General features: G+C 73.6%; 3 protein-coding genes. All 3 read left to right on the top strand.

Annotated features, from left to right (window positions below; translation table 11 throughout):
* Positions 1-93: 93 nt before the first annotated feature.
* The 3 genes from MWM08_RS16580 (at position 94) to MWM08_RS16590 (ending at position 14851) form a co-directional block, all read left to right on the top strand.
* Positions 94-654, top strand: a complete 561-nt coding sequence (locus MWM08_RS16580; RefSeq protein ID WP_244407609.1) for an OmpA family protein — start codon at positions 94-96, stop codon at positions 652-654.
* 223 nt (positions 655-877) lie between these two features.
* Positions 878-2620, top strand: coding sequence for a ShlB/FhaC/HecB family hemolysin secretion/activation protein (locus MWM08_RS16585; protein WP_244407610.1), 1743 nt, complete (start codon positions 878-880; stop codon positions 2618-2620).
* 102 nt (positions 2621-2722) lie between these two features.
* Entirely contained in the window at positions 2723-14851 is a 12129-nt protein-coding gene (locus MWM08_RS16590; protein ID WP_244407611.1) for a two-partner secretion domain-containing protein, read from the top strand.
* Positions 14852-14853 lie beyond the last annotated feature (2 nt).

Genomic DNA, 14853 nt, shown 5'->3' on the forward strand with positions numbered 1-14853 from the left:
GGCGATTCCCTCCGCCGGCCAGTTGCCCTAGGCTCTCGCCGCCCGTCCGGACGCCGGCGCCGCGCCGGCCCGACCGGGATGGAGGACCGCACCATGCGCACCACCCCCGTGCTCCTGGCCCTACTGACCCTGCTGGCCGCCACGCCCGCGCCCGCCCAGGCGCCGGACCCTGTGGCGGACAGCATCGTGCGCAACCTCACCCGCGGCCTGCGCATTCCGAACCAGGGGGATGCGGTGACGGCGCCGGTCACGCCGATCGACCCGCGCAGCCCGGTGCAGGCCGCCACCACGGCCCCGCCCGGCCGGCCCGCGGTGTCGCTGATGATCACCTTCACGTCCGGATCAGCCCAACTCACGCCGCAGGCCGAGGTGGTGCTGGCCTCGCTGGCGCGCGCCCTCGCGGCGCCCGAACTGGCGAATGCGCGGTTCCGGATCGAAGGGCATACCGACACGGTGGGCGACCCTGGGATGAACCAGGCGCTGTCCGAACGCCGCGCCGCTGCGGTGCGCGACCTGCTGGTGCAGCGCTACGGCATTGCCGCCACGCGGCTCGAACCGGTCGGATTCGGCGAGAGCACCCTGCTGGTGCCGACCGGCGACGGCCGGGACGAACCGAGCAACCGGCGCGTCCAGGTGGTCAACCTGGGCGAGTGAGCGCCGCGGCCTGAAGGTTTGTTCGACACGCCCGACACAGGTCCGCACGCCCACGGAGGCGACCCACGGCAGGCGCCGAGGCTGGGGAGACCGTTGCTTCAGCGCTACGGCCGGCCCCTATTCCGCGCGGCGTTACACAACAATCGTTTCACCCCGGTTAAGTCACGGTATTGTTTGCAAATCCCGTGAGGTGAGCGTGGCGAATCCTGTGATACGGACTGTTGTGCCGGCGCTTGTCGCCTTCCTGGTGCTGGTGGCGCCAGACCTCGCGCGCGCCCAGGTGCCTGTGAACATCCCGCGCCCGCCCCCGCCGCCGGCCGACCTGATCGACCGCGTCGGCCCCAGCACGGTGCCGAACCTGTCGCCACGCACCCAGCCACCGCCGCCCGAAGCGCAGCGCGGCCCGGGCGAAGGTCGCGAGGTGGCGGTCTCGACCGCGGTGGTGCAGGGCAATACCGCGCTCGACATCATGACCTTCCGCGCCGTGCTGGCGCCGATCGAGAACCGCACCGTCACCCTGGCGCGGATCGAGGAGACGCGGCTGGCCGTGCTCGGCCTCTATCGCCGGGCGGGCTACCCCTTCGTGTCGGTCGCCGCGGCGCTGGCGCCGCAGGGCGATGGCCGATCCGAGGTCCGCTTCGCGATCACCGAAGGCTATGTCGCAGAGGTCCGCCTGGATGGCGACATCGGCCCGGCTGGCACCCAGGTGCTGCGCTTCCTGGAACGCGTAAAGGACATGCGCCCGGTCTCGACCGCGGCGGTGGAACGCGCGCTGCTGCTGGCCTCCGACGTGCCGGGTGTCACCGTGCGCGGCGTGCTGCAGCCGATCCAGGGTGAACCGGGCGCGCTGCGCCTGGTCGCGCAGCTCTCGCGTTCGGCCGTGAGCGGATACTTCAACGTCGACAACCGCGCCTACCAGCTGACCGGGCCGTGGCAGGCGCTGCTGGTGGCGGGGCTGAATTCCGTCACGGAGTACGGCGAGCGGACCGAGATCTCGCTGTTCGGCGCCGAGCAGGCCTCGCAATGGTTCACCCAGGCAAGCGTGGAGGGCTTCATCGGCGGGTCGGGCCTGCGGCTGCGGCTGTATGCCGGCATGGGCAACACGCTGCCCACCGGTCAGCTGGCGGAGATCGGCTACGAGGCGGAGAACCGCGTCGCGGGGCTGGTCGCGACCTATCCGATCATCCGCTCGCGCCCGGCCAACCTGTATGCGGTGGCGCAGTTCGACATGTTCGACAGCGACATCTACACGGGCGTTGGCACCTCGTCCGGGCGCAACGTCGCGGGGCGCGACCGCATCCGCACCGCGCGCGGCGGCTTCGACGGGCAGGCGCTCGATACGCTGATCCCGTTCCTGCCGCCGGCGACGAACCAGGGCGGCGTGCGCATCCACCAGGGGCTCGCCATTTGGGACGCCTCGCGCGAGGGCGACCCTGAATCGACGCGCATCGGCAGCCAGTTCGACTTCACAAAATACACTGGCGACTACCAACGGGTGCAGCCGATCTGGTCGCCCTTCGAAGGCGGCATGTTCAACATCCAGGCCTACGTCACCGGGCAATGGTCCGGGAACATCCTGCCCAATGCCGAGAAATACTACCTCGGCGGCTCGCGGCTCGGGCGCGGCTTCTATTCGGGCCAGGTGACGGGTGACTGGGGCTACGGCTACGCGCTCGAGTTGCAGTTCGACATCGCTTACGACCTGGCGGCGCAGCCGGCGCTGGGCAACAACCGCGGATCGTCGCAGTTCTACGTTTTCCGTGACATGGGCTGGGCGTACCAGAACCTCGATACGGATGCCGACCGGCGGCTCTCGTCATGGGGTGGTGGCGTCCGGACCGTGCTTGCCGATACTGTGCAGCTCGACCTCGAGGTGGCGCGGCGCATCACCACGCGACCCGATGGCGAGTTCTCCGATCCGCTGCGTGCGACGCAGCTCTATCTCCGCACGCTGATAAGGTTCTGAACCATGGCAGGCGCGGCGCAGCGCGGTCCCCGGCGGGCCGCCCGAAAGACAGTTCCGGTAGCGCTGCGCCCCGCCCCGGCGCAGGCGCCGCGCAGGCTCGCCGTGCGCCGCGACTGGCTGCTCGCCACCACCGCGCTGCTGCCGATCGCCGCCGGCCCGGTGATGGCGCAGCCCGCGCCCAACACGGGCCCGACCGGCGGGCAGGTGGTGGCCGGGCAGGCCGGCATCAGCCGTGCGCCCGGGCGCACGACCATCACGCAGGGCACCGACCGGGCCGCGATCGACTGGCAGCAGTTCAACGTCGGCAGCCAGCACACCGTGCAGTTCGTCCAGCCCAGCCAGGGATCCTGGACGCTCAACCGCGTGGTCGGGCCAGATCCGTCGGTCATCGCGGGGCGCGTGCAGGCCAATGGCGGCGTGGCCATTGTGAACCAGTCGGGCATGGTCTTCGCGCGCGGCGCGCAGGTGAATGTGGGGTCGCTGATCGCCTCGGCGCCGGGCATCACGAACGAGAACTTCATGGCCGGGCGCATGGCCTTCGACCAGGCCGCCCGCCCCGGTGCGCGGGTCGAGAACCGCGGCACCATCACCGTGGCCGACCGCGGCCTGGCCGCGCTGGTCGGGCCCGGCGTGTCGAATTCGGGCGTGATCCGCGCAAGGCTCGGGCGCGTGGCCCTCGGCGCCGCCGAGACCTTCGTGCTCGACCTGGCCGGTGATGGGCTGATCGGCATCGACGTGACGCAGGCGGTGCGCACCGCGCCCTCTGGTGGCGAAGCGCTGGTGACCAATTCCGGCGTCATCGAGGCCGCCGGTGGGTCGGTTCTGATCACCGCCCACGCGGCCTCGGGCCTGGTCGAGGACCTGGTGAGCCAGACCGGCCGCATCAGCGCGCCGACGGTCGGCACCCGCGCCGGCGAGGTCGCGATCCGCGCCGAGGGCGGTGGCGTGCGCGTGGATGGCCGCGTGGAGGCGACCGGCGGCAGGGGCGAACGCGGCGGGCAGATTGCCGCGCAGGCGACCGGCACGGTCACCGTGGCGGCCGGGGCGCGTGTCGATGCCTCGGGCGGGGCGGGTGGCGGGCGCGTGCTGGTCGGCACCACCGGGCGTGGACGCGACCAGCGCCTGGCGTCGGGTGCCACCGTGGAACGCGGCGCCGAGATCCGCGCCGACGCCACCGGGCGCGGGCGCGGCGGCGAGATCGTCGTCAACAGCACCGACCGCACCGAGATGCGCGGGCTGCTTTCGGCGCGCGGCGGTGCTGCGGGCGGCGATGGCGGCTTCATCGAGGTCTCGGGCCAGGGCGTCTTCGTGCTCAACGGCCTGATCGACCTGCGCGCGCCGGCCGGGGCGCTGGGCGATTTTCTGCTGGACCCGCGCAACATCGTCATCTCGGCGAGTGCGACGCCCAGCCTTCCGGGCACCACGCCGACCATTCCCGAAGTCGTGTCGGACCTGTCGGTGGTGGCTGGCAGCGTCGACCCCGCCGGCACGGTGAGCGCCGACGCCGACGGCGCCAACACCTGGGTGCGCATCACCCCCGGCGCGATCGAGAGCTTCGCGGCGGGCAACATCATCCTCGACGCCGACCGCCAGATCATCGTCGACAGCGCGGTGAACCGCACCACTGCCGGCGACCTGACGCTGCGCGCGGGGCAGTTGGGCGGCTCGCTCGCAACCAATACCACCGTGGGCGACATCACGGTGCGCACGGGTGCCGACATATCGGTGAACGGCGCGCTCACGCTCACCACCCCACGCGGTGCGATCTCGATCGACGCCGACCTGCGCGCGACCGCGGTCACGCTGACCGCGCGCAACGGCGTCACGCAATCGGGCGGGAATATCCAGCACGTCACGGATGCGACGACGGCGCTGCCGCTGACGGTCACCGTGACCAACGGCGCTGTGGCACTCGCGCGGGCCGGCAACGGCAATTTCGACCTGGCGGCGAGCTCCGCCTCGGACAACTTCACGATCGCGGCCGACACGCTCGCCATCGCGGGCAACGTGTCGGGCGCGACGGTGTCGCTCACGGCGCGCACCGGTGCGCTCACGCTGGTGGGGGAGGTGCGCGCCACCGACCTCACGCTGGCGGGCCAGGACGGAATCGCGCAGACGGGCGGCAATATCCAGCACCGCGCCGATGCCGGCACCGTGCTGGCGGTGGGCGCGACCTCCGCGGCAGGCGACGTGGTGCTCGATGCCGCGGGCAACGGCAACCTCTCGCTCCGCGCAGGCGGCGCGCAGGGTGCGTTCACCGTGGTGGCGGACACCATCGCCACGACGGGCCCGATCACCGCCGGCGCGCTCACGCTCACAGCCGATACCGGCGCGCTCAGCATCGGGGGCAACATCCGCGCGACCTCGGTGGAGCTGACCGGGCGGGAGGGCATCACGCAATCCGTCGGCACCATCGCGCATGCCGTGGATGGCGACGAGCTGCCGATCACTGCCAATGCGTCGGCCGGGGCCATCCTGCTCGCGCAGGAGGGCAATGGCGTCTTCGCGCTGGGTGAGAGCAGCGCCGACGCCGGGCTGACCATCGCGGCCGAAGGCCTGCGCATCACCGGTCCGATCAGCGGCACGGACGTGGCGCTCACGGCGCGCACCGACGCCATCACGATCGACGGCGACATTCGCGCGACCGGCCTCACGCTCGAGGCGTTCAGCGGGATCCGCCAGATCGGCGGCACCATCGCGCACCGCGCCGGCGCGTCCACCACGCTGGATGTCGCCGCGACCTTGGTCGATGCCGGCAACATCGAGCTCGGGTTGGGCAATGGCGCCATCCAGATCTCGGGCGGCACGGTGGCGGGCGACTTCACCCTGACCAGCGTCGAGGGTCTCGCGATTGGCGCGGGCGGCACGCTGTCGGTCGCGGGGCTGGCGACGCTCACGCTGCAGGATGGCGGCACCGGCATCACGCTGGCGGGCGAGCTGCGCGCGCTGTCGGTGGCGCTTGCCTCGGCCGGGACCATCAGCCAGGCCGGCACCGGCGTGCTGGTGTCCCGCGCCGCCGACGGCAGCGCCGCACCCGACACCGCCCTGCCCGTCACCGTCGCGGTGACCGGCGCCACGCACGAGCTCATCCTGGACGGCGACAACGGGCGGCTGAGCGTGGTCAGCGCGACCACCGAGGATGGCGGCATCGGCATCCGCGCGCGTGACCTCGATATCGCCGGCACGATTGCCACCGGCGGGACCGGCGGCCTGACCCTGATCACTTTTGACGACGGCACTGGCACGGGCGACATCACGCTGGGCGCGTCCTCGGCGATCACGGCCGCGCTGCTCGTCATCAATGCCGCGCGCGACGTCACGCAGGATACGCTCGGCAGCATTTCGCTCGGGGCCGGGCGGCTGACGTTGCGCGGCGAGGGTGCGGACGAGACGCGCGCCGGCAGCCTGGCGCTGGCCGGCACCAACCAAGTCGGCGAGGTCGACCTGCGCACGCTGGACACGGCAGCAGGGCTGCTGACCGGCGCGATCGACGTGACGCTGCAGGGCAGTGTCTCGGTGGTGCAGGCGGATGGCGCGGCGGTGGCGATCACCGCGTCGGGCATCACGGTCGCCGCCGGGGAAGCAGGCGTGACCGCGACGGGCGACGTGCGCCTGGCCGCCGGTACGCTGGCGATCGATGCGGCGGTCGAGGCCGGCACCGGCAGCACGCTGGTGCTGCGCACGGATACGCTGGCGCTCAGCGGCACCGGCAGCCTGTCGGTCAGCGGCGGCATGCTGGAACTGGGGCCGAGCAGCACCGCGCGCATCGTCGAGGTCGGCGGCGTGGCCGACACGGGGCGCCTGCAGGTCGCGGCCGCCGCGCTCGACGCCTCGGGCGCCACCACCATCCGGCTGGGCAGCACCACCCTGACCGGCACCGTCACGGGCGCGGGCGTCGTCGTCTCGGAGGCGCTGACGCTCGGCACCGGCACGACGTTCGAGGCGGTCGCGAGCGGTGGCATCGCGGTGGATGCCGGGCTCGCCGCAGGCACCGTGCGGCTGACCGCCGGCACCGACATCGCGCTCGGCGCGGCGGACGTGACGGCACGCACCGGCGGGATCGAACTGCGCGCGGGCGGCGCCATCACGCAGGACGCCACAGGCGCGCTGGTCGCGCAGGGCGGCATTCGCAACCTGGTGGCGCATGCCGGGTCGGGCGGCATCGACCTGGCCGGCACGGGCAATTTCCGGCTGGCCAATGGCGGCACACCGGCAGGCGCGGGCGGCGTGCGGTCGCTCTATGCCACCGGCGACATCGCCTTCCGCACCACCGGCACGCTAACCGTCGCCGCGACGGCCGAGGCCAATGCGCCGAATGCGACGCTGACGCTGCAGGGCAGCTCCATTGCGATCCAGGCGCCGCTCATCACGCCGAGCGGCACCGGCACGGTCGACCTGACCGCGACCGGCGCCGGCGGGACGATCTCCCAGACCGCGGCCGGGACCATCACGGCGAGTGTGCTCAGCGCCACGGCCGATGGCGCGGTGCAACTGGGCGCCGCGCCGAACGTGGTGGCGACGCTCGGCACCATCGCCTTCGAGGACGCCTTCGCGCTGCGCACATCGGGCGCGCTCGAGATCAACGCGGCGGTCGGACCGACCACGGTCGGGGCGGATGCGAACATCACCATCCGGCTCGACGCCGGGGACCTGGCGCTGAGCGCCGCGATCGCGGCGGGCGGCGGTACGGTGGTGCTGGCCGCGGAGGGCGGCGACATCCTGCAGTCGGCCTTCGCGTCACGCATCACCGCGGGGCGGCTCGAAGTGACGGCGGGCGGCGACGCGACGCTGCTCACCAGCCTCGGCGGCGGCAATGCGGTTGCCGAGCTCGGCACCAGCAGCGTGGGTGGCACGCTGGCGTTCAACGCGGTGGGCGACCTGGCACTCGATGGCACCATCGCGCAGTCGCTCGCAGGGGGCACGCTGCAGGTGGCCGCGGACGGGGCGCTGACGGTCAATGCCGGGGCGGCGCTGGGCTTCGAGACCATCACGCTGGTCGCCAGCCAGGCGATGGCGCTGGGCGGCACGGTGGGGCTGACCGCGGGGGCGCCGTCCAGCACGGTGCGGCTGTCGGCCGGCGCCGACATCACGCAGCCCGACGGACGGATCGTCGCGGCGGCGCTCGGTGTGATCGGCAGCGGCGATGCGACGCTGACATCGGCCACCAACGATGTGCGCGCGATCGCCGCGACCATGACCGGAACCTTTGCGCTGACCACGACAGGGGCGCTCGCGACGACGACGCTGCCGGACGTGCCGGGCTGGGGCGCGGCGCCGGGCACCGGCGGCGTGCGCGGCAGTTCCGTGACGCTGACGGCGGGCGAGCTGACAGTCGCGCCGACCACCTTACTGCCGCTCGGCGCGGGCATCTACGCGACGGCGGTGGACGGCGTGGTGCGCCTGCGCGCCGACCGTCTGTCCGTCACGGCGCCGATCGCGGCCGGGCTTCCGTTCCCGGCGAGCCCCGACTTCGACGGGACCATCGACATCGCGCCGCGCACGCTGGCACGGCCGGTCAATCTCGGCATCGACACCGACCCGACGGGGTCGCTGTTCCTGTCCGGCGGCGCGCTGCTGAACATGTATGCCCGGACCCTAGTGATCGGGCATGACGACCCCGGCGCCGGGGCGCTCGGCGTGACGGGGCCGGTGAGCACGCTGTTCATCGACCGCGCGACGCTGCAGGGCGGGTCGATCGCGATCAATTCCACCTTCACCCTGCCCACGTCGGGCGGGCTGCTGAGCCTGCACGCCACGGCCGGGGACATCGTGCAGGGCACCGCGGGGTCGCTCAATGCCAGCCGCCTGTCGGCGGTGGCGGATGCGGGGTCGGTGCTGCTCGGTTCGCCCGGTGGCGCGGTGAACGCGGTTGGCCAGGTCTCGGGCAGCGCCGGGACGAACGCGGACTTCACCTTCCGCGGCAATGGCGACTTCATCGTCGCCGCGCCGGGCATCACCGTCGCGGGCGGCGATGTCGACCTCTCCTCGGTGAATGGCGGCATCGCGCAGACCACCGGGGCGCGCATCACCGCCGCGCGGCTGCGCGTGGGCGCGCCGGGCGAGGTGGCGCTCGATGGCGGCGGGTCGGCCGATACGGCGGACCTCAACAGCGTCGGCACGCTGGCACCCTCCTCGGCGGGCAGCCTCACGCTGCGCAACGCGGTCGCGCTCCGGGTGGAGGGTGCCACGGCCACGGCGGGGCTCGATGGCAGCGTGACGCTGGAAGCGCCGGGGATCACGCTGGCGGGCGACATCACGGCGAACCAGCCGGGCGGGCACGTGGTGCTGCGCACCGGCGCCAGCTTCGACGCGCCGGTCGCCGGGACGATTCAGCAGGAGTCCGGCGTGATCCGCGCCGAGGGGCTCTCGGCCTCGGCCGGCACGGCGGTGGTGCTGGGCGGCGCCAACGAGATCGCCCGGCTGATCGAGGGCACCAATGCCGCGGGCGGCACCGTGACCCATGCCGTGGTCACCGCGCCCGGCGGCGTGGTCCTGCTGGCGAACAACACCGCGAATCTCGAGGTCAGCGCGCCGGTCAATGTCGGCGCGCTCGGCACCATCAGCATCCTGGCGGATGGGCTGAGCGTGGCGCCGGGGCTGACCGGCACGGTCTTCCTGGCCCCCGGCGGCGTGGTGCAGTTCGCGCCCTTCACGCCGGGGCGCGGCATCAGCCTGGGCGGCGCGGGCGGCGTGAACGAGACCACCATCAGCGCCGCGGCGATCCAGCGTGTCTCGACCGGGCGGCTGATCATCGGCGCGCTGGCGCCCGAGGACCAGGTCTCCTCCGGCACCATCACGCTGCGCGGGGCGCTCGACCTCACGGGCGCGGCGGCGCCACAGGTGCTCGAACTGCGCGCGGCGGGGGACATCCTGGCCGACGGCTTCGCGTTGTCGGTGCCCAACATCAGCGCCGTCGCCACCGGCAATGTCCGCCTGGGCACCGCCGACAGCTTCATCGGCCAGGTTGTGGCCAGCGCCTGGGACGGCGTGTCGGGCATCCGCGCGGGCGGGCCGGTTGTATCGGTGGCAAGCGCGGGGGCCGATGCGGCGACCGGGCTGTTCACGCTGGCCGCGCCCATTTCCCTGGTGGGTGCGGGGGCCGGCGGCACCATCACGCTGCAGGCGCCGGACTTCGCCATCCTGGCCGGCGCGACAGTGGACACCGGCGCGGCCGGGCGGATCGAAGTGCGATCGCCGCGCACACTCAGCCTGGGCGGCGGGCAGGTGGATGACGGCACCGCACGGCTGACCGGGACCGAACTTGCCCGGCTCGATGCAAATGGCGGGACGCTGGCCGCTTTCGCGCCCGATATCCGCCTGCGCGGCGCCTGGACGATCGACCCCACCGCCGCGTCGCGGCTGGAACTCGGGCTGACCGCCGGCGGCACGGGCACCATCCGGCAGATCGCGGGCGGGCTCTCCGTCGGCGAGTTGTTCGTGACCGCGCTGCAGGGCGCGGGCACCGTGGTGGTCAACGAGGCGGGCAATGCGCTGCCGGTCGTGTCGGTACAGGCGCTGGGCAACATCAACATTGCGACCGACGGCGCGCTCGAGATCCGCCGCACCACGACCAGCGGCGGCACCGTCACCTACCGCGGCACGGACATCACGCTGTCGGATGCCGGGCTGGCGGGCACCGAGGTCACGATCGACAATGCCGGGCGCGGGGTGAGCCTCACCGCCACGGCGGGCGACATCACCGGCACCGCCGCGCAGGCCGCGGTGCGTGCGGGCACCCTCACCGCCGCGGCCGCCGCCGGCGAGATCCGCCTGAGCGGCGGGAACACCATCACCACCGCGGCGCTCAGCGCCGCCGACGGCATCCTGCTGCGCGCAACCGGCGCGACCACGGTCAGCGCCGTGGGCGGGGCGGGCGCCGGCACCGAAGTCGCGGGCACCATCGACATCGCCGCCACGGCGCTGACGCTGAACGACGTGCTGGGCAGCGGCACCGTGCTGCTCGACGCCACCACCGGGGACCTGTTGCAGAACGCGGGCGCGCGGCTGTCCGCCGCGACGCTCTCGGCCGAGGCCGCGGGCACGCTGCGCCTGGCCGGCGCGAATGGCGACGGTACCGCGCGCAACACCATCCAGGACCTGACGGCACTCAGCGCGGGTGGCGACATCACGCTGCGCAACGCGCTGGCGCTGACGCTCGACCTGCCGATCAGCGTGGGCGTGGACAGGGTGCTGACGCTGGAAGCGGCCGGGCTGACCCTGGTGCAGAACCTGGCGGCGGCGGGGCCGACCGGCCAGATCATCCTGCGCACCGGCAGCTTCAACGGCGGTGTCGCGAGCGGCGGGGACATCTCCCAGACCGGCGGCACGATTAGCGCGGCGTACCTCGCCGCACTCGCCGGCGGCAGCATCGACATCGACCGCGGCGGCAACGCGATCGGCACGCTCGGCGGCGGGCGGAGCGCGAATGACGTGGCATTCGGCCTCGGCCTGAGCGCCGGCGGCGATGCCACGCTGCGCAGCAACGGTTTCGGCGGGTCGGCCACGCTGGGCGTGACCGGGGCGCTGCAGGTGGGCCCCGGCCGCACGCTGACGCTGCGCGCCGACGACCTGGCGATCGGTGCCCAACTGCGCGCGCCGGGCGGGGTCATCGCCCTGCTGCCGGTCACGGCGGATGGCAGCATCGGCTACGTGCTGGGCGGCGCCGCGGGCAGCACGAATGCGGGGCGGATCACGCTCGACAGCACCGAACTGGGCTTCCTGCCCTCGGCTGGCGCGGCGGCGGAACTGCGCCTGGGCGCGCTGGGCCAGACCGGGTCGGTCGACATCGCCGGCACGGTGGACCTGGTTGACGGCGCCGCGCCCCGGGTCGGGCTGCTGGCACTGGCGGGCGATGGCGCGCTGACGCAGGGCGCGGGCACGCTGCTGGACGTGGCGGCGCTGTCGGCGAATTTCCCGAATGGGGCGGTGCTGCTGGACCCGGGCGTGGCGGGCAACCGCATCCAGGCGCTGGCCGGCGTGACCGCGGGCGGCGCAGTCGACGTCCGTGGCGGTGCCGGGCTGATGGAGGTGCGCGGGTCGGGGATCACGGCAGCTTCCGGCACCTCGATCACGCTGCGCGCCGACGACCTCGACCTGCAGGCGGCGCTGCGCGCGGCTGGCGGCACGGTCTTCATCCTGCCCGAGACGCTCGGGCGCAGCATCACGCTGGGCGGGCCGGATGCGGCGGCGGGCACGCTCGCGCTCGGCACCAGCGAGATCGCGCGGATCGGCGGCAATGGCGTCACGCCGGCGCTGCGCCTGGTGATCGGCGCCGATGGCGCCCCGGGTGCGCCCGGCACTGTCCGCGCAGCGGGCGATATCCTGGTGGCGGGCGACGTGCGCCTGCGTGCCGGCGGCACCGACCGCGTGGGCACGCTTGAACTTGTGGCGGGCACGCCCGGGGCCCCCGGCGGCAGCGTGCGACAGTCCGCCGGGTCTGTGGATGTCGCGGCGCTGACCGGCACGGCGCAGGGCGACTTCCAACTTGGCCGCCCGGCCAATGCCTTCGATACCGCGGCCGGCATCACCGCGGGCACCCTGCCCGCGGCGGGCGCGCCCGGCGAGATCGTGCTGGGCACGGGCGACGCGCTGGCCGCCAATGACATCACCGGGCCGGTCTCGGTCCGGCTGGCGGCCGGCGGGGCGCTGACGGTAGGCGGCATCACGGCGCCGCAGGTGACCCTCGAGGGTGCCACCGTGTCGCTGGTCGGCCTGGTGCAAGGCAGCAACTCGGTCGCGATCGAAAGTGTGGGGGGCGTGTCGCAGGCAGCCGGCGCGTTGATCGTCACCGGGCTGTTCACAGTGAATGGCGGCAGCATCTCGCTGCCCGAGGACAACCAGATCCTCGAACTCAACGGCCTGGTCGCGACTGGGCCGGTGCTGGCGCTGAACACGGTGCTGCCGGTGCTGGTCAGCGGCACGGTCTCGGCGGTGGGTAGCCTGTCGCTGACCACCGACCAGGGGCTGACGGTCGCGCCGGGCGGCAGCATCAGCGTGACGGGCGGGCCGGGCAACGCGACGTTCGAGGCCGGCGGGACGATCAACTACGCCGGTGAGCTGGCGGCCACCGGCGCCGCCACGCTCACCGCCGGTGGCGCCCTGAGCTTCACCGGCACCGCCACGACCGGCGGCGCCCTGAGTTTCGGCGCTGGCGCCGGCCTTACCCTGGCCGGCACCATTGCCAGCGGCGGCGCCTTCACCGGCACCGCGACGGGCGCCATCGACCTAGCGGGCAGCCTCACGGCGGTCGGTAGCGTGACCATCGACGCCGCCACCAGCCTGACCGCCACCGGCAGCGTCATCGCCGGCAGCGACCTTCGGATGGACGCCGCCACCGGCGCGGTCAGCCTGTCGGGCATCGTGCAGGCGGGCGGCACGGCAACGGTGGTCGCCGGCGGCGCGATCGGCACCACCGCGTCCGTTGCGGCGACCGGCGACATCGACTTCACCGCCGGCGGCACGCTGACCGTCAGCGGGCGGATCCAGAGCACCGGCGGCGACGTAGCACTGACCGGGGCCACCGGTCTCGCGGCGAACGGTACCTTCATCGCCGACGGCGCGGCGCGGCTCGCCGCCACGACCGGCGCGCTCACCCTGGATGGCACGCTGACCGCCGGTGGCACCGTCGACGTGACGGCCGGCGGCGCGCTCGGCACCACCGCGCAGGTCACCGCCGGCGACACCGCGACCTTCGCCGCGGGCGGCACGCTGACCGCCAGCGGGCGGATCCAGAGCACCGGCGGCGACGTGGCGTTGACCGGCGCCGCGGGCCTCACCACGACCGCGACGCTGGTCGCGAACCGCAACGCCACACTGCGCGCGACCGGCGGGGCCGCCAGCCTGACCGGCAGCTTGTTCGCCGGTGCTGCCGCCACGGTCGAGGCCGCGGGCGCGCTCACCAGCAACGGCACCGTGCAGGCCGGCACGACGCTGGCGATGACCGGCGGTGGCACGGTCACGCTCGGCGGCACGCATGTGGCGGGCACCTCGCTCGGCATCACGGCCGGCGGCGCGATTGCCGCGACGGGCCTGGTGCTGGCCGGCCAAGGTGCGACGCTCGCGGCGCTGGGGGGCGACCTCACGCAGGGCGGCACGGTTTCGGCCGGCGGCAATGCCAGCCTCTCGGCGGGCGGCAACCTTGCCAATACCGGGTCGATCTCGGCCGGCGGCACGCTCGTACTGGCCTCCGGCGGCGCGCTCAGCCAGACCGGCGGCGCGGGGGCCGGCACCAGCCTGGCCATCACCGCCGGTGGCGCCGTCCTGCTTTCGGGCCAGACCACGGCCGGAACAGACCTCGATGTGACGACCCCCGGCACCGCGACACTGACGGCCGGCAAGATCACCGCCGGCAATGCGGTGCGGCTGACCGCCGGGGCCAGCGTGCTGGCACAGTCCTTCCAGATCGACCCCGCCACGATCCTGCTGCAGACCGGCGGGGCCATGTCCCTGACCGACAGTTCGCTGGTGTCGGGCGAGAGCATCCGCCTCGGCGCGGGCAGCATCACGCTGCGCCGCACCAACTTCACGACCGGCACGCTGGACGTGGACGCGACCGGCAGCATGGTGCTGGACGGCGGGCTGTTCACCATCGGCCGCGCCGTGGGCTTCAGCGCACCAGGCGGCATCCAGACGCTGGGGCGCATCACGGTGGTGCCCGGCGGCGGGCTGTTGCCCGCGGTGGTTTTCGATACGCGCACCACCCCCGCGCCCAACCCGCTGACCATCGTTGAGCCCGACCAGCCGGGCCTTCCGGCGCGCCAGCAGCCCACGCAGGTGCGCGTGCCGGGCACCGAGGCACCTGGCGATTTTGGCCCGGCCAGCGGCGCGCCGGCCGGCACCATGGTGCTCAACATCGATGCCGGGCGCAGCGCGATCTTCCTGCTGCTCGACGGCGGCACGGCGACCGGGCAGATCGCCTCGGCCGGGCGGCTCGCCATCCATGGCACCGGCGGGTCGGCGGAGCTCACGGGCCGGCTGACCGATGTCTCGGGCTCGCCGGTGGATGGCGCGGCGGCGGCACGCTTCGCCGACAGCACGCGCCCGGCGGCCTCGGGCGCGCTGACGCGCTACCGGCTGAACGGCTGCGTGGTGTCCTCGGTGAACTGCATCGTGCCGAGCCAGATCATCACCATCCCGCAGGCGCCGCCGCAGCAGGTCGACCTGCGGCTCGGCAACAACCGCATCACCGACCCCGAGGTGCAGGTCCCCAACGTCGGCGACGAGGATTACTGAAC

This window comes from Roseomonas fluvialis, from assembly GCF_022846615.1.
GTDB lineage: Bacteria > Pseudomonadota > Alphaproteobacteria > Acetobacterales > Acetobacteraceae > Neoroseomonas > Neoroseomonas fluvialis.

Excerpts from the sequence above, each read along its gene's own strand:
- MWM08_RS16580 (WP_244407609.1), top strand. The coding sequence starts at position 94 with ATGCGCACCACCCCCGTGCTCCTGGCCCTACTGACCCTGCTGGCCGCC.